The organism is Pedobacter psychroterrae (assembly GCF_004331695.1).
Lineage (GTDB): Bacteria > Bacteroidota > Bacteroidia > Sphingobacteriales > Sphingobacteriaceae > Pedobacter > Pedobacter psychroterrae.
Genome location: NZ_SJSL01000001.1, coordinates 157,643 through 181,132, shown reverse-complemented (window position 1 = coordinate 181,132; position 23,490 = coordinate 157,643). Strand labels below are relative to the sequence as shown.

Below are 23,490 nucleotides of genomic sequence, written 5' to 3'. Positions count from 1 at the left end.
CATCAGTTATGAGTATAGAAATAAAAGTTCCACCGGTTGGCGAGTCGATCACCGAAGTTGTTTTATCACGTTGGGTAAAAAATGATGGGGAAGCAGTAGAAATGGATGAGGTTATCGCTGAGTTAGAGTCTGATAAAGCAACCTTTGAATTAACTGCAGAACAAGCCGGAACTTTGAGGACTGTAGCTGCCGAAGGTGATACACTTGCAATAGGTGCTGTGGTTTGTAAAATTGAGAATGGAGGTGCTGCTGAGGCTCCTAAATCTAAAGAAGCAGTAGCTCCTGAGGCTGAAAAGGCCGCTGTAGCTGCTGATAAAACTGCTGTTCCGGTAGCAGAAAAATCAGGTGAAACTTATGCCACCGGAACACCATCGCCATCAGCTGGCAAAATACTTGCTGAAAAAGGCATTGATGCAGGTGCTGTAAAAGGAACTGGTGTGGATGGCAGAATTACCAAGGAAGATGCTGTGAATGCTGAAAAATCTCAGCCTAAAGCCGCTGCTGTCCCTGCTGCAAAAGCTGCTCCTGCAGTTGAAGCTGTAGCTGGTTCAAGAAATGAGCGCAGAGAAAAAATGTCGCCTTTGCGCAAAACGGTAGCTAAACGCTTAGTTGCAGTTAGGAACGAGACCGCTATGCTGACTACTTTTAACGAGGTCAACATGAAGCCGATCATGGATCTGCGTGGAAAATATAAAGATCAGTTTAAAGAAAAATATGGCGTTGGTCTGGGCTTTATGAGCTTTTTTACCAAAGCGGTATGTGAGGCTTTAAAAGATTTTCCTGCAGTGAATGCACGTATTGACGGGGAGTCTGTTATATTTAATGATTTTGCTGATATCTCCATTGCGGTTTCTGCTCCCAAGGGCCTTGTAGTGCCAATTATCAGAAATGCGGAAAGTATGAGCCTTGCGCAAATTGAGAAAACTGTAATTGAACTGGCTACGAAAGCACGCGATAGTAAATTAACTATAGAAGAGATGACAGGCGGTACATTTACCATTACAAATGGGGGAGTATTTGGATCTATGATGTCTACCCCGATCATCAATGCGCCTCAGTCTGCAATTTTGGGCATGCACAACATCATTGAGCGTCCCGTTGCTGAAAAAGGTGAGGTGGTGATCCGTCCGATGATGTATCTGGCTTTATCTTATGATCACAGGATCATAGACGGAAGAGAGTCTGTAGGTTTCCTGGTTAGGGTGAAGCAATTGTTAGAAGATCCTGCCAGATTACTTTTGGGAGTATAACTATTCAACGATATAAATAAATAGGGCCTCAATGCAAAACATTGAGGCCCTATTTTCATGAGCCTTCTTTTATGCGGATATAAAAATTGGGATCTGCTTTAAACGACTTATTTGTAATGTCTTTGTCTACCTGGATCGTTTTCCAGGATGCAGATGGATGGATCACGGCAAAGCTGCCGGGCTTTAGGGTTACCTTTAGCGGCATGTCAAAGTCCTTTACATCAGCAATCCAGCGGTAGCTCAGTTTACCTTCTTTTATCTGGTATTGAAAAGTTGGAATATCTTTATGACGCAGGTACTGATCAAAAATCTTGTCCAGTTTTAGCCCGCTTTGTTTAGCAATATAGCTTTCCACCTGCTGAGTGGTTACGGTCTGATGATAAAAGGTTTTATTTAGCCCTCTCAGGATACTTCTAAATTTTTCATCATCATTGATCAGTTGCCTGATCAGGTGAACAAGGTTTGAACCTTTGTAGTACATATCTCCGGAACCTTCCTTATTTACCTGGTAGGGGCCAATGATTGGGATGTCATTATCAATGTTTTTTCTGATCCCTTCCACGTAGCTTTCGGCTGCCGGCTTTCCATGTTCCGATTCTGTAAACAATGCTTCTGAATAGGCCGTAAATCCCTCATGAACCCACATATCGGCCACATCTTTAGTGGTAATATTGTTTCCAAACCACTCATGTCCGCTTTCATGGATGGTGATAAAATCAAACTTCAATCCCCAGCCCGAACCAGAAAGATCATTGCCCAGATAGCCCATTTTAAACTGGTTTCCATACGCCACAGCACTTTGATGCTCCATTCCCAGGTGCGGGGCCTGCACCAGTTTATATCCGTCTTCGTAAAAAGGATACGGCCCAAACCAGTGTTCAAAAGATTTGAGCATGGGTTTTACATCCGCGGCCCAATGCGGCCTGGCTTGGGTACTGTCTTCTTTTAGCGACCAGAAGTCAAGGGTCAGCAGGCCTTTCTCGCCCTGGTAAGTATCCTTCCAGTGCGCATACTTGCCAATATAAACGCTCACGTTGTAGTTGTTAATAGGACTGCCAACAAACCAGTTGTATTGGGTATAACCCCCGGATTTTTTAAGGATACTGCGCAGCCGCCCGTTAGAAATGTCCTGTAGCCCCTCGGGCACGCTTACACTGATCAACAGACTATCCACCTCATCACTCTGATGATCTTTGTTTGGCCACCAGCTGCTTGCTCCAAAACCCTGGCAGGCTACAGATACCCATGGGTTGCCGGATTTGTCCTTCTTAAATATAAAGCCTCCATCCCAGGGTGGATTTTTGGCAATAACCGGATTCCCGGAATAAAAAACCGTGAAACTATCTCGTGTGCCCGTTTTTATGGAAGCCGGAAATGCAATAAATACGGCATTAAATTCTCTCTGGTAAGGAAGCTCAGCTCCTTTGTAAAGGACCTTGTCTATTTTAAGGTTACTAAACAGGTCAAATTGGAGTTTGTCAAAATCACGCGTGGCAGTAAACCTGAATTCATTACTTCCGCTGATAAATTTTTGGTCCACATCGATCTTCACATCCAGATGATAATAATTGATGTCATAGCAGCTGCGCATTGGGCTAAGCGTCCCTCTCAAAGAATCCGCACGTGAAAATGACGACTTATTCGTCATCAACTGCGCATCAGCAGAAAAAATGCATAATATAAAAAAGCAGCAAATCAGGAATTTCTTCATCATATAAACATACGAATTTGATACAGAATTTAACTGGCTTTTACCTAACTTTGTGCTACAAAAAAACCTTTAATATGCAATACGATGTAGTTGTGATAGGCTCGGGTCCGGGCGGTTATGTTGGCGCTATCAGATGTGCCCAGTTAGGCTTAAAAACAGCAGTTATAGAAAAATACAAAACCTTTGGTGGTACCTGCCTTAACGTAGGATGTATCCCTTCCAAGGCGTTACTGGACTCTTCAGAGCACTTTCATAATGCCGGACATACTTTTAAGACCCATGGTATAGACCTTAAAGATTTAAAGGTAGATATGCCGCAAATGATTGCGCGCAAAGACGATGTCGTAGCTCAGAATACTGCAGGAATACAATATCTTTTTAAGAAAAATAAAATAGATACTTTTGAGGGCCTAGGTTCATTTGTTGATAAAAACACCATCAAAATAACCAAAGGTGATGGCACATCCGAAGCCATTACTGCCAAAAATGTGATCATTGCTTCTGGTTCCAAACCAACAGCACTTCCGTTCCTTCCAATTGATAAAAAAAGGATCATTACTTCTACAGAAGCTTTAAATATTAAAGAGGTACCTAAGCAGATGATCGTGATAGGCGGTGGTGTGATAGGGTTGGAGCTTGGGTCTGTGTATGCCCGTCTTGGTACTAAAGTATCTGTTGTTGAATTTATGCCTTCTATCATCGCAACTATGGATGCAGGGTTGGGTAAAGAACTTCAAAGGGTATTGAAAAAATCGCTGGGTATGGAGTTTTATATGAACCATAAAGTCACCGGTGCAACTGTAAAAGGGAAAAAAGTAACTGTGACGGCTGATAATGCAAAAGGCGAGAAGGTAAGCCTCGAAGCAGATTATTGCATAGTAGCAGTAGGACGTACTGCGTATACTCAGGGTCTTGGCCTGGAGAATATAGGTATTACCACAGAAGAAAGAGGAAATAAGATTCCGGTAAATGAGCATTTGGAAACTTCCGTGCGGGGAGTATACGCCATAGGCGATGTGATCAAAGGTGCGATGCTTGCCCATAAAGCAGAAGATGAAGGAATATATGTTGCTGAAATACTTGCAGGACAAAAACCGCATATCAACTACAACCTCATCCCGGGTGTGGTATACACCTGGCCTGAGGTGGCTTCCGTAGGATACACAGAAGAGCAGCTCAAAGAAAACGGAACTCAATATAAATCAGGTTCATTCCCTTTCAAAGCAAGCGGCAGGGCCAAAGCAAGCATGGATACCGATGGATTTGTAAAAGTACTGGCCGATGCCAAAACTGACGAAATTCTGGGTGTACACATGATCGGTCCTCGTGCGGCAGACATGATTGCAGAAGCTGTTGTTGCAATGGAATTTAGGGCTTCCGCCGAGGATATTGCCAGGATCTGCCACGCGCACCCTACCTATACCGAAGCACTAAAAGAAGCAGCTATGGCCGCTACTGAAAACAGGGCGATCCATATCTAGGATCTACAAATACAATACAAACAAAAAAGGCTGCAAATAATTTGCAGCCTTTTTTGTTGAACAGGATCAGTTAATGACCATGATCAAGGTCATATTCCAAAACATCTTTATGATCGTATGGCTCGACCAGCAATTCATCTATTGTTTTTCCTTTTTTGTTAAAACCTAACTTGTCCAGCATCATGTCAAAGATCAGGTAAACTACAGGTACCACAATCAAAGTCAGGAATAACGAACTCGTTAAACCACCTACAATTACCCATGCCAAACCATTTTTCCATTCAGCACCTGCACCACTTGCCAGGGCGATAGGCAACATACCAAAAATCATGGCAATGGTAGTCATCAAAATTGGGCGTAAACGCGCATGGTTTGCTAAAATCAATGCTTCTATGGTTGATTTTCCTTCTGCTTTCATGTGATTGGTAAAATCGACCAGGATGATCGCGTTCTTGGCTACCAGACCCATGAGCATAATAAAACCTAACATGGTAAAAATACCGATAGAGTTATTGGTTAAGGCAAGCGCCAGGAAAGCCCCGATTAAGGCCAATGGCAGAGAGAACATAACCACTAAAGGATAAACAAAACTATCATACAAGCCCACCATAATTAAGTAAACTAAGATGATCGATGCCATCAGGGCGATACCTAAAGTACCAAAACCTTCTGCCTGGTTTTCCTGATCTCCTCCCCAGGAATAACTTACGCCTACAGGAGCTTTTAACTTCCCGTTTTTTTGCAGGTCCTCTAGTTGCTTTTGAAAATCAGCCACTACGGTTCCGGTTGGTCTGCCTATAGATTGTGCTTTAACTGACACTGAAGTCGATTTATTTAAACGTTCCAATTGACTTGGTCCTGAACCTTCAGTAATAACCGCAAATTGGGATAGTTTAATTTGTGCCCCCTTATCATTGATAAAGATCAGGTTGCGTACATCGTCCACATTTTTTCTGTTGAAATCCTGGTACTGGATGTTAATGTCGTATTCGTACTCCCCTTTTCTGTATTTACCATCAGTGTTACCAGCAAAAGCGGTTTGCATGGTAGAACCTACAGTTGACAAAGTCAGGCCAACAGCGGCCATTTTATCGCGGTCTACCTGAACGTTAATCTCCGGAGTTCCTTTTTCTACGGATAACTTAATCTCTGTAGCACCTGGAATGGCTGCCAATACTTTTTGCGCGCCTTCAGCATATTTTAATGCACTATCCAGGTCGGAACCCATGACTACCAATTGTATTGGGGCATTTTCTGCAATACCCAGGATACTAATTGGAACGGTTTTAACTTTTGCACCTACCAGTTCTTTAGCAAGGGCACGGCTCATTTTGGTTGCGAAAATATCTGATGAAACACCTTCACGTTCCTTGCGGTCTACCAGTTTTACGTTAATCTCAGATTTGTAGGCCGTTGCCTGAGTTCCACCAAAATCTCCACTGGCCTGACCCACTGTGGTGATCAATTGTGTAATTTCCGGTTGTTTGTCTAAGAACGCTTCAGCTCTTTGTGTGTAAAAATTGGTTTGTTCTAAAGGTGCATCTTTTGGCAATTCAATTTGAATTAAAAACTCACCCTTGTCAGATTTAGGGAAAAACTCCGATCCGATAAAGCCGGCTCCAGCCAACCACATTGCCGCAACAAATAAGGTTACAACAGCTGCAATGGTACGCCTTTTATGGTTTAACGACCATGTCAAGATCTTTGTAACCCATAAAGTGAATTTTTTTAATTGCTTTTCAAACCAAAGGATGAAACGCCCGAAGATGTTTTTTCCTTCAATATGTTCCAGTTTACCATATCTCGAGAAAAGTAGCGGTACAATGGTAAATGAAGCCAGTAAGGAAAGCATTGTGGCTATAATTACCACCACGCAGAACTGACGTAAAATGTTGGACACCAGGCCTGAACTTATCGCAATAGGGAAGAATACGACCACAATTACCAGGGTGATAGATACCACGGTAAAGCCAATTTCTCTTGTCGCATCAGATGCAGCTCTCACCTTATTCTTGCCCATCTCCATGTGGCGCTGGATGTTTTCCAATACCACAATCGCATCATCCACAAGAATACCAACCACCAGCGATAAGCCCAATAAGGACATCAGGTTTAAAGTAAAACCAAATAAGCTGATACCAATAAAGGTTGCAATCAATGATGCCGGAATAGATACCATCACAATTAATGCATTTCGTAAACTATGCAGGAAGAACAGCATCACAAAGGCTACCAATATAACCGCAAGCATTAAATCATGGATAACTGCATCAGCAGATTCTAACGTGAAGATAGAACTATCGTTAACAATTTTGATGTCGAGGTTATTGGCAGCGTATTCTACCTTTAGTTTTTCGATGATCTTATGTACACCCTTACTTACCTCTACTGCATTTGCATCACTTTGTTTAATAATCTGAATCGCAATAGCGCCCTTTCTGTCAATACGGGCTAGCTTTTCGGTTTCTTTCTGAGAATCCTGTACATCAGCCACATCACGCAGACGGATTTGTGTGCCGGATTTGGAGGTTGTTAAAACAAGGTTTCTTAACTCATCCAGGTTTCTGTATTTACCAGATAAACGAATTAAAACATCCTGATTTTCCGTTTTAACACTTCCGGTAGGGAAATCTAGATTTGAGGTCAGGATCATTTGTTGTACCTGAGGTACAGAAAGATTGTATCCCTGTAATTTGTCAGCATCTAAAGAAACCTGGATTTCTCTTGCCGAACCACCAATCAGGTTAACCTGTGCAATACCACTAACCCTTGAAATTACCGGGGCAATCCGTTGATCAATTAAATCATAGAAGGTAACATCATCCATTTTTGCCGAAGCAGACATCGTGATCACGGGTAAATCATCCAGGGAAAATTTACTCAGCGAAGGTGTTTTTACATCTTCCGGTAAATCTGAAAGGATGGCGTTTACCTTGCGTTGCGCATCATTTAATGAAATGTCAATATTAGCCTTATCAGTTAAGGTAATGGTAACTGTTGATAAACTCTCAAATGAAACAGCGTTTATTTTTTTGATGTTTTCCATTGAGGATACCGCATCTTCAATTTTCTTGGTTACGGTATTTTCTACCTCAGCTGGTGAAGCCCCGGGGTAAATGGTTGAAATAGAGACTACATTGTTTGAGAATTTTGGCAATAACTCATAGCCCAACGAAAAGTAGCTCAATAGCCCCAGTAAAGTAAGTGCAGTAAATACTACAATTACCAAAGAGGGTCTTTTTATAGATATGTCTGTTATTTTCATTTTCTTTTATTTAACTATGCTAATAGGAGTACCTTCAGCCAGGTTGATCTGTCCACTGGTAATTACACTTTCTCCTTCGTTCAATCCTTCAAGAATTTCAACAGCATCTCCTAAAATACGTCCTGCAACCACTTTGCGAAGTTTAGAGGTGTTCGTAGCCTGATCTACCACAAATACCTGATTACTGCTTACACTGCCTACAAAAGAGCTGCGTGGAACTAAGATGCTCGGTGCTTGTTTAGGGAAGTTGAATACTGCTGTTCCATACATCCCAGCTCTAAGGCTTTTTTTAGTATTGTTATCTACCTCAACCTCGATCGGGAAATTTAGTGATGCATCAGCCTTTGCTGCAATAAAGGTTATTTTGCCATTGAATTTTTCTGTTGGAAAAACAGATGATTTAATTTCTATTTTATCTCCTATCTTAAGGTTAGCAACCTGAGATTCGTTGACGTTTACCTTTAGTTTTAATTTAGAAACGTCTACGATTTCAAACATCTGGGTTCCCTGCGTATTCACAAATGCACCAACCTCAATGTATCTTTTATTGATGATCCCATTGATTGGAGATTTGATATTCGCATCACTTAATTTTCTTTGCGAAGCCTGCAGGCGCAATTTTGCATTTTGAGTTACCAATTTGGCCTGATCCAGCTGCTGTTGGGTTACACCGCCAGTTGCATAAGAACTTTTATACCTGGCTTCATCTCTCAATGCATTTTGATAAGTTGCTTCTGCTGTTTCTCTGTCTGTATTGATAATCTCTGCATCTATGCGGGCCAGCACCTGGCCTACACTTACACGGTCTCCTTCATCAACAAAAATTTTGCTAACCCGCCCTGCATTTTCTGACAGGAAGTTTAGTTCTTGTTTCGGAGCAAAGGTTCCGTTACTGCTAAAATCCAGATCAACTATTTTCTTTTCTACATTTGCTACACGGACCGCCACCGCACCGCCACCTTCAGCTATAAAGGCAGTTTTTGCTGCATTCTTCTTCTTATTATTTGTCAATACCAGGGCTATTGCTCCGATAGTTACAATAACTACCAGGACTGCTATGATTATTCTTTTCATTGTAAAAGTGATTTTATATTTCCGTTTGATTTGATTAATTGTATTTCGGCTATTTTATAATTCAGTAAAGCCTGGGTGTAGCTATTTTGTGCCTGTGTAAGAGAGTTTTCTGTATCCAGTAAATCGGTCAGGCTAGCCAGTCCGTTGTTATAATTGTTTTGTGTGCTGTTATATATTTCCTGTGCCAGCAACACGTTCTGACGCTGAGAATTGATGGTATTGATATTGTTTTTCAACTGGATCTTTGCATTCTCATATGCCATGTTTAATGAATTCGTCGCCTGTCTTCTGTCCTCTTCTGCTTTTCTCAGGTTCACATCTGCCTGGCGGATTTTTGATCGGGTCAAAAAGCCATTAAAGATCGGAACTTTCAGGGTCAGCCCGATAGATGAAGCATCAAAGCCGATCGCCTTAGGGTTAGAGTTTAGAAAATCAAACGTATTGTTCTGGCTGGAATAAGTATAGTTTCCGGTCAGCGCCAGGTTTGGATAATACTCGGCCACATAAGCCTTGCGCTGTAGCGTTAAAAGCTTGTCCTGGATGTCCAAAATTTTGATCTCTGTCCTGTTGGCCAGTGACAGGGAATCTGCAAACTGGGGCAGTATATTTACTTCAGTGAGTTCCGTTTTAGGTAATGCAATGTAAGCGCTTACCGGCATGCCCATCGAAAATTTCAATTGGTTTTCCAATTGGGTTATGGCATTAAGGATTTGCTCACGCTGTGTCTGCAAGTTGGTCAGGTTCACCTTGATCCTGTCTACATCGATTTTCTTGGCCAGGCCATTCTGGTACTGGTTGCTAATGATGTTTTCAATCACCTTTACATTCTTGATGTTCGTGTCTATCACATTCAGCTGCTGTCTGCTTACCAGTACCTGGTAGTAATTGTTGGCTACCAATTCTATGATCTGCTCTTCAGTCATCTGTGCAGTAAGGTTATAATATTCCTCACTTGATCTTGCTGCCTTCAATCCGGTAAATACCGTCTGATTGAACAGCTGCTGCGATAGCTGAACGCCTGCAGAAGAGTTCCACTTTTGTCCAAATTTCAGGGTCTGTACCTGTCCGCCAAAATCTACCACCTGCTGGCCAATAATGGCATTGTAAGTTAACCCTGCATTGCCGGTCAGTTGCGGTAAAGCCTGAGACCTGATCTCTTCTGTTTTAAATTTACCACCCGCTATATCCAGTTTCGCTTTACGTACGTTCACACTGTTCTGTACCGCATAGTTCAGGGCATCCTTTAAGGTAAGCGTTTGCTGTGCGCTTGCAGAGGTGGACAGTGCCAGTCCCAGCAGGAGCAAAGGAATTGTTCTTAATTGTTTAATTATTGTATTCATATATAGTTGTTTCTGTTTTATTTCAATCCTTTAATGAATATCTGCGACAAACTGAGTTGCTTGTCCAGTATTGTTTTTAACTCTTTTTTACTTGGGAAAAGCTCTTTATTGCCATGCATGATACAGAGTGAGGTAATCCCTGCCAGGCTTTCCAGGTACAGTTCGGCTATTTTCTCCGTATCTGTAGGGGCTATATGGCCCGTTTTCATGGCCTCTTCAAATATGGCTGCGTGCATCTTCAGGTCCTTGCCTTTCATTTTCATGAAATGGGTTTTCAGATCAGCTGAATTTAATGAAGAATCAGGGCTGCCGCCAGATAGGTGAAGCATGTAATATTTTTGGAAGAAACGGTGTTTTATTTCAATGAAAGACGAAAGGCGTGCTTCAAGTGTTACCTCATTAAGCAATTCTTTTTCTGCCAGTTCAAAATAATCAGAGAAGATCTTATCGATCACTCCAAATACCAGGCTGCTTTTATCAGGAAAATAATAATACAAGGAGGGCTTGGATACCGACAGGTCCTCAGCTATCTCGTTCATAGTTGTTTTATTAATCCCAAAATGGATAAAGCGTTTTATAGCCCCATATATTATCGCATCCCTTTTTTTATCAATCTCTACCATTCTACTTTTTTACTTTTTGACTATTTTATTTCAATGGTCAAAGTTACTGCCATAATTTTGATTCAGGAATAAATCGTTAAAATTCCTTAGGAAACTTACATAATCATGACGAATAGAGGGGGTTAGGCTTTCAGGCCTGTCAAAAAGATCTCTGCCAGCAGTTTTTCTTTGGCAAAGATTGCCTTAAATTGTTCCTTTCCGGGGAATATATGCTTCTCACGGGTCATTTTGTTAAAATGTATTCCCGATACCGCATCCAGAAAAACCTCTGTTACTTCTTTTGGATCTTCCATACGCAGTTCACCGCTGGCCAGGCCGCGACTGAAAAGCGAGCTGATCAGCAGGTTTTCAAATGCCCTGGCCCGGCTAAACTTTTCATAAAGTTCTTCCGGCAGTTCATTGCTGATCATTTTGCTGGATTCAAACAAGTTATAGTACTTCTGTATATATTGCTGGCGTTTCAGGATCAGTTTTAGTATAGCCTCTCTGCAAGAAATGGTTTTGTCTATCGATTTTACAATATCGCGGCTTATCAGGTGCATCAGGTGCTCCATGGTACTTACATAGAGGCTCAGTTTATCAGGAAAATAATAATACAGCAAAGCCTTCGAAAAGGAAATGTCTTTAGCTATTTCAGTCATTGTAGTCTTTGCCAGACCATAATGCGCAAAACGCTTCAATGCAGCTTCAATTATTAAAAGTCTTTTCTTATCCTGGTTATCCATAAAATGTAAATTTAAAGATATTTATTATAATCCTTATAGATTACCTTTGTTCTATGTCAGTTGTTCAGGAGTATAAATCGCTAAAAGCATATAATAGTTTTGGTATAGATGTCAAATCCCATTATTTTATCGAGATTTTTACTGAGTCCGCCTTGACAGAATTGCTTCATTCTGCCATCGTCCGTCAGCAAAAGCTACTGGTGCTGGGAGGGGGCAGCAATGTGTTATTTACGCAGGATTTTGACGGTTTGGTCATAAAAGTAAGTATTCCCGGTATTTCGGCAGCCGCACAGGAAGATGGTGATGAAGTCATTGTCACCGCCGGAGCAGGCGTAGTATGGAATGACTTGGTGAATTATTGCGTGGCGCATGATTTTGCAGGGATAGAAAACCTTAGCCTTATCCCTGGTACCGTTGGGGCCTCACCTATACAAAATATCGGTGCCTATGGGGTAGAGCTCAAAGATGTCTTTCATTCCTGCAAGGCCTATGAAATAGCAAGCGGACAGGCACGGACTTTCAGTTTTGAAGGCTGCCGTTTTGGTTATCGTGACAGTATCTTTAAAAATGAACTAAAAAATAAGTACATCATTACCTCCGTCAGCTTCAGACTGAGTAAGGTAGCCAGTCTCCATACAAAGTATGGCGCCATTCAGGATGAACTGGCCAAACGAAATATTAACCATCCCGGTATTGCCGATGTATCAACCGTGGTGGCCCACATCAGGGTCAGTAAATTACCAGACCCATCTACAATTGGCAATGCCGGAAGTTTTTTTAAAAATCCGGTGATAGATCAATCACAGTTTCAGCAGTTGATTGCGCAGTTTCCCGGAGTGGTCAACTTTCCTGTGGGCAGCGATAAGGTAAAAATAGCCGCTGGCTGGCTGATAGAGCAATGCGGTTTCAAAGGGAAAGTGGTGGGCAATACAGGCACTTGGAAAAATCAGGCCTTAGTTTTGGTCAATCATGGTGGGGCAACTGGTCACGAAGTGTATAGTTTTTCAGAACAAATCATCAAAGATGTGGATGCCAAGTTTGGCATTCAGCTTGAAAGAGAGGTAAATATTCTGTGACATTGTCAAATTTATTTAGATAACCAATAAAATTTATTTCCTGGCATAAATTCTCATTTTTTGGTACACCTATTGTATATGTTTTAGTGTATAAGATTAAACAAATATACGAGCGCCACGTTGAAAACTCGGTTTTGTTTGCTTTTTTAACCTTAAAACTTTAAACATTATGACAAAAAATGAATTCAACCTCCAGTTAAATGACCATTCGGTTTCTTTGCAGTCATTCGCTTTAAATTTTACAAAAGACATTGAAGATGCAAACGATTTGGTTCAGGATACCATGCTCAAAGCGGTAACCTATTATAGCAAATTTAAAGAAGGTACAAATTTAAAGGGTTGGTTATTTACTATCATGAAAAACACGTTCATTAATAATTACAGGAGGTTGGTAAAAACGAATGCGTTGATCACACAATCAGATGATATCTCCTCTGCCAATCTGCACTACAGTGCTTCAAGAAATACCAGTGAGAGCAAATTTATCATAGGCGATATCAATAAAGCATTGGCCACCCTGCAACCTGAGTATTATGTGCCATTCATCAAATATTTTGAAGGATATAAATACCATGAGATTGCAGACGACCTTAACATTCCTATCGGAACCGTTAAAACGAGGATTCACGTTGCGCGTCAGATTCTGAAAAAATACCTTAAAACATATTCAAAAGAGATTCTTGGCGCAGACATCGCGTAAACGATATTATATATAAATCATCTATCGAGGAATAGGGAAGGATGCAAGTCCTTACCCTATTTTTTTTGCTTCAGCACCTGGCTTGTCAATTTAGCCTACCCAGGTACTCACTATATGAAACCTAATCTCCAAAGTCTTAAAACCCACATACCTAACCACCAACACCCCATCATCCGGCACATTCGCCAGCACAAACTCACCCTTCACATCCGTCTTTGTACTTCTAGTAAATCCTCCCTACTTGTCGGGACCGGGGGCCTTCAGTCCCGCCGTCGCCCCCTCCAGCGGTTTCCCATTCTCATCCAAAATCTTCCCACGGACATCAATAAAAGTAAAAACAGACTTAGGTAAATCCAGAAAGGAAGGCTGTTTCTCCTTCACTACAATGGTATTTTGTTCTATGGTAAAATTTAAAGGCTGATTTTGAAAACATGCATGGAGTGCATCTTCCAAATCTGCATCTTTAAGGTGTATGGTTACTGGTTTTGCTTTTGCTATTACATCTTCGGTGTATACAAAGTTGTAGGCTGTCTGCTGCTTTCCGGCAACCAGCACCTGTTCCAGCGGAACATTTTTGAAACTTAAACTAACCTTTTGGGCCAGTCCTGCTGCAGATACCTGCATCAGCGCTATAGTAATTATGACGATGGTTAGCCTCATATCCGCATGAATTTACTCTTAAAAAATTTCATACATTTGTATTGGTTTGGTTGTTTAATTGATTTGTCTAAAGCACTTTTATTGGTTCCAAACCCTCCACCAGTCCCTACTGTGAATCGGGATTGGCTTTTTGAAAGAAACCTTTATAGGGAGGATGAAGTATTCGTATTCATTACTTCATAACCGTCACCCTCCGTCCTTCTACCTTAAAGTGAACTTTTCCTGTTAGTTCCAGTACCTGGAGTATGGATGATATGTCTTTAAACCTGGATATTGAACCTGTTAATAGTATGTTTTCCAGTCCCGGCCCGTACACCACTTCTACGTCATACCAGCGCGAAACTCCTCGCATAATGTCTTGCAGGCTTTGCTTTTGGAAAACAATCATGCCGTTTTTCCAGGCTATGGTCTGTTCTATGTTGGCAATGATCACATCAAGCTTGTTACCAGTCATAATAGCTTGCTGGTTGGGTTTGAGGACTTCAGAAAACCCTTTGCCTATCTTGCCCCCCGGCGTAGGCTGCCGGCTCACTTTTACCGATCCTTCCAGCAAAGTAGTCTTGATACTGCCTTCATCCTGATAGGCTTTAATGTTAAAATGTGTACCGAGTACTTCTACCAGTTGCCCGCCGCTTTCTACTATAAATGGCATTTTCTTATTCTTGGCTACTTCAAAATAGGCTTCTCCTTCTAACAGAATTTTTCGTTCTGATCCAGTAAATTGTGAAGGGAAGGAGATTTTTGAATCTGCGTTCAGCCATACTTGTGTTCCGTCGGGTAGCACCACCTGGTACGTTCCGCCCCGAGGGGTACTTGCCGTAAGCATCGTCGTTACCTGTACACTATCTGTTACCGTTACACTTGTTCTGTTGGTGTCCAGGTGAAGTACTTTACCATTGGCCAGTGTCAGGGTTGCTGTATTCTTACCCGGGGCAATGTCATTGACCGCAGCCTGTGCTGAACTTGTTTCAGTATCAGGATGACGTGGAGTATAATAGAACCATACACCCAAGGTAATCGCTGCTACCGCAGCGGCTACACCTACCAATCGCGGCCATAGCCGCGTAGGTGTTGTCACTTCAGCAATCCGCACATTAATCTCCTCGCCAATCCTTTCGTCAATCCCCGCCTTAACATTTGCTTTCAGCTTTTCCTTCAGCTCATCACTAATCAATAGCATCACATCTTCATCCGCCATAAAAAGCGCATAATACCCATATAGAAAATTCCGCTCTTCTAAACTTGCGTCCCCCTGCAGGTATTTACTCAGAATCGATATAAAATGCTTCTTTTCCATCCTATTAGTTTGTTCCCATATACTCCATGAGACATGAATTGAAAAAAGTCACACAAGAAATGAAAATAAATATTGAGACTGTTCATGCTAACACACTCGTCCTGAATTTATTTCAGGATCCCAGAATAGAAAACCGTGCGATCAAAGCTGAAACTGGTTTCCTATTCTGGATCTTTTTTCAGGAATGCAATATTGGTCACTTTATAATTTAATGCACTCGTAGTGCCAGCAGTTATATCAATGGTAACACCTGTAATTTTGCCTGCCATCGATGATGATAGAAATACTGCCGTATTGGCTATATCTTCCATAAGTGGGAGCTGTTTTAACATGGTGTCGTCTTCCAATTTTTTGAGAAAATCTTTTACTTCAACCCCGCCTGTTTCTAAAGCTTCCTTAAAAGGTCTCGAATCAGGAGATCCTGCTGAACGGATATTCACTACGCGAATGCCATAAGGACCAAGTTCCGACGCAAGGTTACGGGAAAACCCTTCAACGCCGTTACACGCAGGACCAAACCCGCCTACATTGGCATATCCTATGCCTCCTGGCGTAGCAGTAAGTGAAAGGATCACTCCAGACTTATGCGTTATCATCGCTCTTCCGGCTGCTGTCGCTGTTATAAACTGTGTTTCTAAAGCAATATTTATTGGGCGCATAAAATCCTCCAGAGTCATATCCGTTAGTGGAATGTCCTGCGTGTCCTGCCAGCCTATCGCATTAAATGATATATCAACAGATCCCGCTCTGCGCAATACTGAATTTATATGGTCATCTACCGATTTTTCATTTCTGGCGTCTACCTGGTCAATTGAAACCTTTCCACTCGCCGCCTCAATTTTACTGGCTGTTCTTTTTACGCTCTCCAGATTATGACCTGTCAGGAATACATGTGCACCCTCGGCTGCAAGTGCAGTGGCAACAGCTCCTCCAAGTGATCCGCCTGCGCCATATATAATTGCATTTCTATTTTGTAATAACATAGTGTAGCTAGTTGATAGTCAAATTTGTAATAAAATACTGATTTATATACTGTGCAATCATGACAAAATATATGGTCGTTTGCGACAAGAAAGTTTCATGTATACCGTATACTTTTCCTATTGCTGACTAATCAACACGGCATAGAAAGCAACGAAGCCCTAAGCATCGTCACAGCCCTGGTAAGCTGGTTTTGCACAGTGCCTCTCGATAAATTCAGCTTTTCTGCAATCTCCAGCGTAGAAAGATCTTCATGATACCGCATCCTGAAAATCGTTTGCTGGGCCGGGGGCATAGACTGGATCAGCAGGTCATAGGTCCTAAAAAATTCTTTTTCCAGCAGTTCCGCATCCGCATCGGGATAGTGCAGCCTGCTTTCTACTATCAGATCAGAAATCGGAATAAACTTTCCTTCTTTCTTTAAGGCCCTGAATACATTGTTCCTCACCGCAGAAAACAGGTAGGCCTGCAGGTTCTCTATATGGTTATCCTCCCGGTGCATCCACAGATAAACAAAAACATCCTGGGTAATGTCCTTGGCCAGGTCCGGATCATTCAGTTTTTTAAAAGATTGGCTATATACCTTATCCCAATGCTTTTCATACAGCACATCAAATGCATACCGGTCACCCGCCCTTAGTTTGGCCAGCAATTCCTGATCAGTAAATGAGCCGTAAGCAGCCATGACATTTCTCCTTTAATTAAAGTTAACGAAATCTGTTAACAAAGCTATATAAGTTTTCAGCACCGGCACTAAATTTAATCTTTTCTGTTACCTAACATTTTCTTAACAGTGGATCTTTACCTTTGTACCAGTACCTTTTAACCCATATCGACCAATGATCAGCTCAAGAAGAAGTTTTATAAAAAATACAAGCCTGGTAAGTTTAGGCTTTATCGGATTAAATAATTATGCGGCCAACGCTGCCATGAACCTCCTTGATCCTGCTGGTCTTGATGTCGGGTTCGGCCCCCTGTTTCATAAAGCAGGTGATGTACTGAGCCTGCCAAAAGGCTTTATCGCCAAAGTGATCTCGCGCAAAGGAGACCCGATGAACGATGGCTTGCTCACACCGGGCATGTACGACGGGATGGGCTCATTCAGGCATAAGAACAAAACCATCCTCATCAGAAATCATGAAAATTCCCCGGGTGCAAAAGCCCTGGGCCCGTTCGGAGAAAACAATGAGCTGATCAGTAAGATCCATAAAAACAAGGTATACGATTTTGGCAGTGCCGAGCATACTTGCGTAGGGGGTACAACCACTCTGGTATATGACGAAAAAACACAAAAATTAGAATCCCAATACCTTAGCCTGATAGGCACAGTAAGAAACTGTGCTGGTGGCATCACCCCATGGAACTCATGGATCACTTGCGAAGAGAGTACACTCAAAATTGGTACTAAAGGCATTGCACTCGAAAAAGACCATGGCTTTAACTTTGAAATTCCGGCTACTGACCGCATTGGCCTGATAGATCCGCTTCCAATCAAGCCAATGGGCCGTTTTACCCATGAGGCAGTTGCTGTTCAGCCAAAAACGGGTATTGTCTACCAGACAGAAGATGAAGGCGACAGCCTTTTTTACAGGTACCTGCCAAATACTTACGGCAAATTGCAGGGTGGGGGCAAACTTCAGTGCCTTTCTTTTAAAGAATGGAAAGCCGCCGATACCCGTAATTATGAAAACCTGACTACCGATAAATTCCCTGAAAAAAAATCTTTCACAGTAGAATGGATAGACCTGGACGATGTGGAAGCTCCGGAAGGCGATTTAAGACTTAGGGGTTTCAAACTTGGGGCTGCGAAATTTTCAAGAGGTGAGGGCATCTGGTATGGAAAAGATGAATTGTTTTTTGCCTGTACCGATGGCGGCAGAAATAAAAATGGCCAGATATTTAAATACATCCCCAGCAAATTTGAAGGCCGGCCGGAAGAAAAAGACGCACCCGGGGTACTGGAGCTTTTCCTGGAGCCCAATGATGTGGAGACTTTTCAGAACTGCGATAACCTGACCATTGCGCCATGGGGCGATGTGATCATCTGTGAAGATAAAAGCGACCCGAGAGTGATCGGAATTACACCTCAGGGTAAAACCTATGTGATCGCAAAAAATATTGGTTACAGAGGCTCCGAATTTGCTGGTCCTGTTTTTTCTCCTTCAGGCAATACCTTGTTCATCAATATCCAAAGTCCGGGTTTAACACTGGCCATAACCGGCCCCTGGAAATAAGACAAGTAAACTTAACTCTAAGCCAATGTTAACAGTTTTCTTTGTGCTTAACATAATGATAATATTAAAGTAACACTTACATAACATATATTTGGGCTTATGAATAAAAGTAAGCTCAAATCATTGGTCAAATCTGCAAAGAAAGCATTAAAAGCAGACATTAAACTTGGTTTAATTAAGGAATTGAAACAAATAACCGGTAAACTGGGTCAGGAATCTAAAAAAATATCAAAAGAGATCGAGAAAGGCGCCGAAAAGTTGGCCAAAAAGATCTCCAGAGAAATAAAAATAGATAAATCAACCTTAGTGGAGCCTGTTGCAGACCCTAAACCAGCCGTTGCGGTGAAGGTAACTACACCAAAAGTTAAAGAAAAGCCTTTAAAAAAGGAGACTGAACAACCATCATAAAGATCGTGTAATTACACTTTATACTTAACGCCTGCTTAACATTTCAAGGCTAACTTTAAGGCTTCTTACAAAAGCTGGAATGTAGCGTGAAAATGAAATTGTCCTTCTGTAGATTACTGTTATTAATTGCATGCTGCTCATCAGCCTATGCACAGAAAGTTGAGTCCGACAAATTCCTGCAAACGGATGACCTCATTAAACAAAAGCCGGATACCGCCTTCAGAAAAATAAGAGCTGCACTCACCGATGCCGTAAACCGCAAGGATCAAACTGCGGCAGCCATTTGCTATGAGCAGATCGGGGTATTGTTTTATGATCAGGCGGCCTATTCACAGGCATTGGTCAACTTCTACAAGGCCAATGCCTTGTTAAGAAAACAAAACAGGACTGACCTGCTGGCTGGTAACCTTAATAAAATTGGCAAGACTTATTTTTATAACAGGCAATACACCACCGCACTCAAAACGTTTCAGGAAGCGCTCAGCAATTATAGAAAACTCAACAACCTGAATGGCATTGCTGATTCTTACGGCTTTATCGGGCAGACCTACGAAAAACGGGACGACCATAAACAGGCTTTCAGGTACCAGACCCTGGCCCTCGCTGAGTTTAAAAAGCTGGATGACCAAACAGGAATAGCTAAGATCTATGAGAATTTAGGGAGCATCTATGAGGATAGACTGGTGCTGGATTCTGCACTGAAGTACTTTCGCCTGGCGCTTGAACTCAATAAAACGCAAAAAATCCCCAAAATAGAGATCATCAACAACATTGGTGATGTATACCGCAAAACGGGCAGGTATAAGGAGGCGATGCCTTATTCCTTAAAAGCGGCACAAATGGCCAGGGATATGAACGAACAATACCAACTGGCCAGCGCATACCGGGACCTGTCAAAAACATTTTACCTGGAGGGCCGGTATGACAGTGCCTATCATTATAGTGAGGCCGGCAGGGATATTTTTCTGAATATCTTCTCTGAAGACAATAAAAAACAGATTTTACTTTTACAGACTTTGTTTGAAATTGAACAAAAGGACAATGCAATTATCCAGTTTGAAAAGGACAAGAAGATCAATACCGTACTTACCATTGCTGCCATTACCATTACGGTCCTGGTATTGTCCCTCGGTGCCAGTATCATTAGCCGGCAACGGCTAAAGATCAGGAACGAACGAAAACTCAATGAACAGAATAACGCATTGTATGAAGTGCAAAAAAAGGCCATGGAGGCCGATCTGGAATTGAAGAGTAAAGAGCTGACCAGCCATACCCTGCACCTGATCCAAAAAAATCAATTGCTGGAGGAACTTAAATCCAGGCTCAGCGAAATGATCAAAGATGATAAGCGCGATCAGCGGAAGGAATTGAAACAGGTAATTAACCTGATCACCTTTAATAATAATCAGGAAAAGAACTGGGACGATTTCAGGATTGTCTTTGAACGGGTACACGAAAATTTCTTTGAAAGCTTAAAAAAACATAGCAAGGCGTTAACCGCTTCTGAGCTTCGTTTGGTAGCCCTGCTTAAAATGAACCTCAGTTCAGCAGACATTGCTACGATGCTGGGGATTTCACAGGATAGTCTCAGGATCTCCAGATACCGGCTGCGTAAAAAACTGAACCTGGAGGAAGGAGAAAATCTAAGTGCTTTCCTGCAGCAATTGTAAAAAAAACAGCGCTTTATATACAGGTAATCGTATGTTAACACAAGCTTAATGGCTGAATTCTAATTTACAAATCATTGATAATCACTTATTTGTGTATGAGTTTTCTGCTTTGTTAATGTTTTGTATACGCAGTTTGCGCCACTGTATACATTTTGTAACGTCATAAAATTGATTCCCTGATGGAACCGCTTAATCTTTGTCCCAAAGCAAAAAATAAATCAAATTTTATGAAACTTAAAATGTTACTTTTTGGAGTTCCTCTTTTATTACTCGGCACAGCGGCTATGGCCCAGCGGGGAATAATAAAGGGCAGGATAACGGATCAAAAGAACAAAGAGCCGCTTACGGGCGCTACTGTGGCGGTGAGTGGTACCAGCAATGCCGCAGCTACCAATCTGAGCGGTGAGTACCAGTTTTACGTAAATTCAGGCACAGTAAGCCTCACCCTGAGGTACCTGGGCTACAGGGACACTACCCTGACTGTTACCGTAAAAAGCAATGAACTAAAAGTGCTGAACATTGCCATGTCGGGCAGACAGCAAAATCTAAACAATGTGGTGATAACCGGCTACACTCAGGGACAGGCCAAAGCATTGAACCAGCAAAAGAATGCGGACAACATTAAAAATATCATTGCTGCCGATCAGATAGGCAGGTTTCCAGATCCTAATGCTGCGGAAGCTTTACAAAGGGTCCCGGGCGTAAATATAGAACGCGATCAGGGAGAGGGCAGGTACGTCTCCGTAAGGGGCCTGGCGCCTCAGTTTACCAATACCAGTATCAATGGGGAACAGATCCCTTCGCCTGAGGCTGATGTGCGCTTTGTGGCGCTTGATGCCATTCCTTCAGACCAGCTGGCTTCGATAGAGGTAAGCAAAGCACTGACCCCTGATATGGACGGTGACGCCATCGGTGGATCGATCAACCTGATTACCAGGATCGCGCAAAATAAAAAGGCTGAAGTAAGCGGATCTTTTGGAGGTGGTTATAACAACCTCATGGGTAAGCCCAACCTGCAGGGGCAGCTGCAATATGGTCAGCGTTTTGGAGAGAAAGAAAAGTTCGGCCTGCTGCTGAACAGCAATTACTACCACAACGACCTTGGCTCGGACAATGTAGAGCGGGCTGTAGAAGATAACGAGCTGGAAATAAGGGATTATTCCCTTACCCGTACCCGCCTTGGTTTGAGCTCTTCTATGGATTACAAGTTTAATAGTCATCATGAGGTATATTTTAAAGGGCTGTATTCAAGGTTTACCGACAGGGAGCAGCGCAGACGTTATGTGTTTAAACCGGGCGATGAAGAGATTGAAAAACTGTTGAAAGACCGCTTTGAGTCTCAGTCAGTAATTTCACTGAACGCAGGGGCCAGACATACTTTTAAAACGCTGTTTCTTGACTACGAAGCTCAGTATAGCTATGGTGAGCAGGATACGCCTTATGATAACGAGGCGGCTTTCGTCGCTGGCATTTCCAGTACACTGGATTTTGGTGATGCCAGGTTTCCAAAATTTGAGGCTGACGATTACCTGAACAATTCCCTGTACGAATTTGATGAGATCGGCTATGGAAAAACAATAGCAAAAGATAAAAACCTGACCGCCAAATTTAACATAGGAATACCATACAAGCTTGGCAACAACGATGGGTTGATTAAAATTGGTGCCAAGGCAAGGTCTAAGGATAAGAATTACAGCATTCAGCAAAATACCTTCCAGAACCTGGGTGGCGTACCCAATCTGGATCAGTTTGACGGAGCACCGGTAAAAGATGAATTTTTGAAAGGACGCTACAATCTGGGAAGACCATTGGCCATCAATAGATTGATGAATTACTTTAATGCCAATCCGGGACAGTTTGAACTACAGGTAGAAGACAAGTCTATAGACGAGGCTTTGGAGGCTTTTACGGCCAATGAGGATGTGGTAGCGGGATACCTGATGGCCAGGCAACAGCTTAAAAAACTGATGGTGCTGGGTGGTGTAAGGTATGAGCGCACCAAAGTAAGCTATACATCAAGCGATGTGATCATCAGCGAAAACGGAGACCTGGACCAGATTGTACCTGTTTCCGGTAGCAGTACCTACAATTTCATCCTGCCTCAGTTTCACCTTAAGTATGAGCTGAACCCGCTTGCCAATATCCGTGCAGCGGTTACCTGGTCATATGCAAGACCAAACTTTTCAGAGATCATCCCCGCACAGGAAATTAACCGGGAGGATGGCGTAGCTTCATCCGGAAACCCTGCCCTGCAGCCCGTTAGTGCCATTAATTATGACCTGATGTTCGAACATTATTTCGGCTCGGTGGGTATTGTATCGGCAGGTCTGTTTCACAAAAAACTGGATGATTTTATATACAGAAGGGTGTTGTTCAACTCGTCTTATCCGCTCACAGGGACACCTACCGCAACGGGTATAGATGTGACGCAGGCGCAAAATGGCAATAATGCCAGCCTGAATGGTTTGGAGCTGGCTTTTCAGCGCAGGCTTACCTTCATTCCTTTACTGAAAGATTTTAGCATCTACCTCAACTATACGTATACCAAATCAAATGCTCAGATTCAAAGCAGGGACGCAGGTGCAGGTAATGAAAATGCAACGGAAGAAATCAGGCTTCCCGGCCAGTCTGTAAGTGTCGGTAATGCTTCACTGGCTTACGAAGGCAAGCGCTTTTCACTTCGCTCATCAATGAACTTCAATGGCTCATTCCTGTCAGAAGTAGGCGGTACCAAAGATGCCGATATCTATGTAAAAAGCAGGATGCAGCTGGATGCCAGTGGCAGCTATTCAATTACGAACCGCATCAGGTTCTTTGCCGAGGTAATGAACATCACCAACCAGCCGCTGGAAGTGTATCAGGGCAATAAAACTCAGACCATACAGCGCGAGTTCTATTCGTTCTGGTCTCGCTTTGGGATTAAATTCAATTTATAGCCAGGCACAGGGCCGGCTGCGGCAAATGCAGAGGCTGCAAGAGTTTAATGTGCATGCAT

General features: G+C 42.4%; 18 protein-coding genes. 8 read left to right on the top strand and 10 right to left on the bottom strand.

Annotation, left to right across the window (positions count from 1 at the left end; translation table 11 throughout):
• The first annotated feature begins 8 nt into the window (after positions 1 to 8).
• Positions 9 to 1,250 carry a 2-oxoglutarate dehydrogenase complex dihydrolipoyllysine-residue succinyltransferase gene (odhB, locus tag EZ437_RS00790; RefSeq protein WP_131592212.1) on the top strand — a complete coding sequence of 414 codons (1,242 nt, stop codon included), beginning with the start codon at positions 9 to 11 and terminating at the stop codon, positions 1,248 to 1,250.
• 55 nt (positions 1,251 to 1,305) lie between these two features.
• Here the strand turns inward: odhB and EZ437_RS00785 are convergent, their stop codons facing one another.
• Positions 1,306 to 2,961, bottom strand: a complete 1,656-nt coding sequence (locus tag EZ437_RS00785) for a M1 family metallopeptidase (protein WP_131595064.1) — start codon at positions 2,959 to 2,961, stop codon at positions 1,306 to 1,308.
• 74 nt (positions 2,962 to 3,035) lie between these two features.
• On the opposite strand from EZ437_RS00785, the gene lpdA reads away from it, so the two are divergent.
• A complete protein-coding gene (gene lpdA, locus EZ437_RS00780) occupies positions 3,036 to 4,442 on the top strand; it encodes a dihydrolipoyl dehydrogenase (RefSeq protein WP_131592210.1) in 1,407 nt (468 codons plus the stop codon).
• A gap of 70 nt (positions 4,443 to 4,512) precedes the next feature.
• On the opposite strand, the gene EZ437_RS00775 is transcribed toward lpdA, so the two are convergent.
• The 5 genes from EZ437_RS00775 to EZ437_RS00755 form a co-directional block, all read right to left on the bottom strand.
• Positions 4,513 to 7,707: an efflux RND transporter permease subunit gene (locus EZ437_RS00775; protein ID WP_131592208.1), complete on the bottom strand. Its 3,195-nt coding sequence runs from the start codon at positions 7,705 to 7,707 to the stop codon at positions 4,513 to 4,515.
• Positions 7,708 to 7,713: 6 nt separating this feature from the next.
• The gene (locus EZ437_RS00770) at positions 7,714 to 8,781 is read right to left on the bottom strand and encodes an efflux RND transporter periplasmic adaptor subunit (RefSeq protein WP_131592206.1); all 1,068 of its coding nucleotides are present in this window, start codon (positions 8,779 to 8,781) and stop codon (positions 7,714 to 7,716) included.
• Entirely contained in the window at positions 8,778 to 10,121 is a 1,344-nt protein-coding gene (locus EZ437_RS00765; RefSeq protein ID WP_131592204.1) for a TolC family protein, read from the bottom strand. Before EZ437_RS00765 ends, EZ437_RS00770 begins: the two co-directional genes overlap by 4 nt.
• Positions 10,122 to 10,138: 17 nt before the next feature.
• Positions 10,139 to 10,744 (bottom strand): TetR/AcrR family transcriptional regulator, encoded by a 606-nt coding sequence (locus tag EZ437_RS00760; RefSeq protein WP_131592202.1) that lies wholly within the window; start codon positions 10,742 to 10,744, stop codon positions 10,139 to 10,141.
• Positions 10,745 to 10,866: 122 nt separating this feature from the next.
• On the bottom strand, positions 10,867 to 11,469 hold the full coding sequence (locus EZ437_RS00755) for a TetR/AcrR family transcriptional regulator (RefSeq protein ID WP_131592200.1): 603 nt from the start codon (positions 11,467 to 11,469) through the stop codon (positions 10,867 to 10,869).
• A 53-nt stretch (positions 11,470 to 11,522) separates the two neighbouring features.
• On the opposite strand from EZ437_RS00755, the gene murB reads away from it, so the two are divergent.
• Together murB and EZ437_RS00745 are read left to right on the top strand one after the other, a co-directional pair.
• Positions 11,523 to 12,545 (top strand): UDP-N-acetylmuramate dehydrogenase, encoded by a 1,023-nt coding sequence (gene murB / locus EZ437_RS00750; RefSeq protein ID WP_131592198.1) that lies wholly within the window; start codon positions 11,523 to 11,525, stop codon positions 12,543 to 12,545.
• 169 nt (positions 12,546 to 12,714) lie between these two features.
• Positions 12,715 to 13,245, top strand: a complete 531-nt coding sequence (locus tag EZ437_RS00745; RefSeq protein ID WP_131592196.1) for an RNA polymerase sigma factor — start codon at positions 12,715 to 12,717, stop codon at positions 13,243 to 13,245.
• 237 nt (positions 13,246 to 13,482) lie between these two features.
• Here EZ437_RS00745 and EZ437_RS00740 read toward each other — a convergent pair whose 3' ends face one another.
• The 4 genes from EZ437_RS00740 to EZ437_RS00725 form a co-directional block, all read right to left on the bottom strand.
• Positions 13,483 to 13,905, bottom strand: a complete 423-nt coding sequence (locus EZ437_RS00740) for an STN domain-containing protein (protein WP_131592194.1) — start codon at positions 13,903 to 13,905, stop codon at positions 13,483 to 13,485.
• 172 nt (positions 13,906 to 14,077) lie between these two features.
• Positions 14,078 to 15,202 (bottom strand): FecR family protein, encoded by a 1,125-nt coding sequence (locus EZ437_RS00735; RefSeq protein ID WP_131592192.1) that lies wholly within the window; start codon positions 15,200 to 15,202, stop codon positions 14,078 to 14,080.
• Between the two features lie 161 nt (positions 15,203 to 15,363).
• Positions 15,364 to 16,185: an SDR family NAD(P)-dependent oxidoreductase gene (locus EZ437_RS00730; RefSeq protein ID WP_131592190.1), complete on the bottom strand. Its 822-nt coding sequence runs from the start codon at positions 16,183 to 16,185 to the stop codon at positions 15,364 to 15,366.
• Between the two features lie 131 nt (positions 16,186 to 16,316).
• Positions 16,317 to 16,868, bottom strand: a complete 552-nt coding sequence (locus EZ437_RS00725; protein ID WP_131592188.1) for an RNA polymerase sigma factor — start codon at positions 16,866 to 16,868, stop codon at positions 16,317 to 16,319.
• A gap of 154 nt (positions 16,869 to 17,022) precedes the next feature.
• Between EZ437_RS00725 and EZ437_RS00720 the strand changes: the two genes are divergently transcribed.
• The 4 genes from EZ437_RS00720 to EZ437_RS00705 all read left to right on the top strand — a co-directional run bounded on the left by EZ437_RS00720 (position 17,023) and on the right by EZ437_RS00705 (position 23,431).
• Positions 17,023 to 18,417 carry an alkaline phosphatase PhoX gene (locus EZ437_RS00720; protein WP_131592186.1) on the top strand — a complete coding sequence of 465 codons (1,395 nt, stop codon included), beginning with the start codon at positions 17,023 to 17,025 and terminating at the stop codon, positions 18,415 to 18,417.
• Between the two features lie 99 nt (positions 18,418 to 18,516).
• On the top strand, positions 18,517 to 18,825 hold the full coding sequence (locus EZ437_RS00715; RefSeq protein WP_131592184.1) for a hypothetical protein: 309 nt from the start codon (positions 18,517 to 18,519) through the stop codon (positions 18,823 to 18,825).
• Between the two features lie 92 nt (positions 18,826 to 18,917).
• Positions 18,918 to 20,495: a tetratricopeptide repeat protein gene (locus tag EZ437_RS00710; RefSeq protein ID WP_131592182.1), complete on the top strand. Its 1,578-nt coding sequence runs from the start codon at positions 18,918 to 18,920 to the stop codon at positions 20,493 to 20,495.
• Positions 20,496 to 20,722: 227 nt separating this feature from the next.
• Complete coding sequence (locus EZ437_RS00705) at positions 20,723 to 23,431, top strand: TonB-dependent receptor (RefSeq protein ID WP_165500315.1); 2,709 nt, start codon at positions 20,723 to 20,725, stop codon at positions 23,429 to 23,431.
• The last annotated feature ends 59 nt before the right edge of the window (positions 23,432 to 23,490 follow it).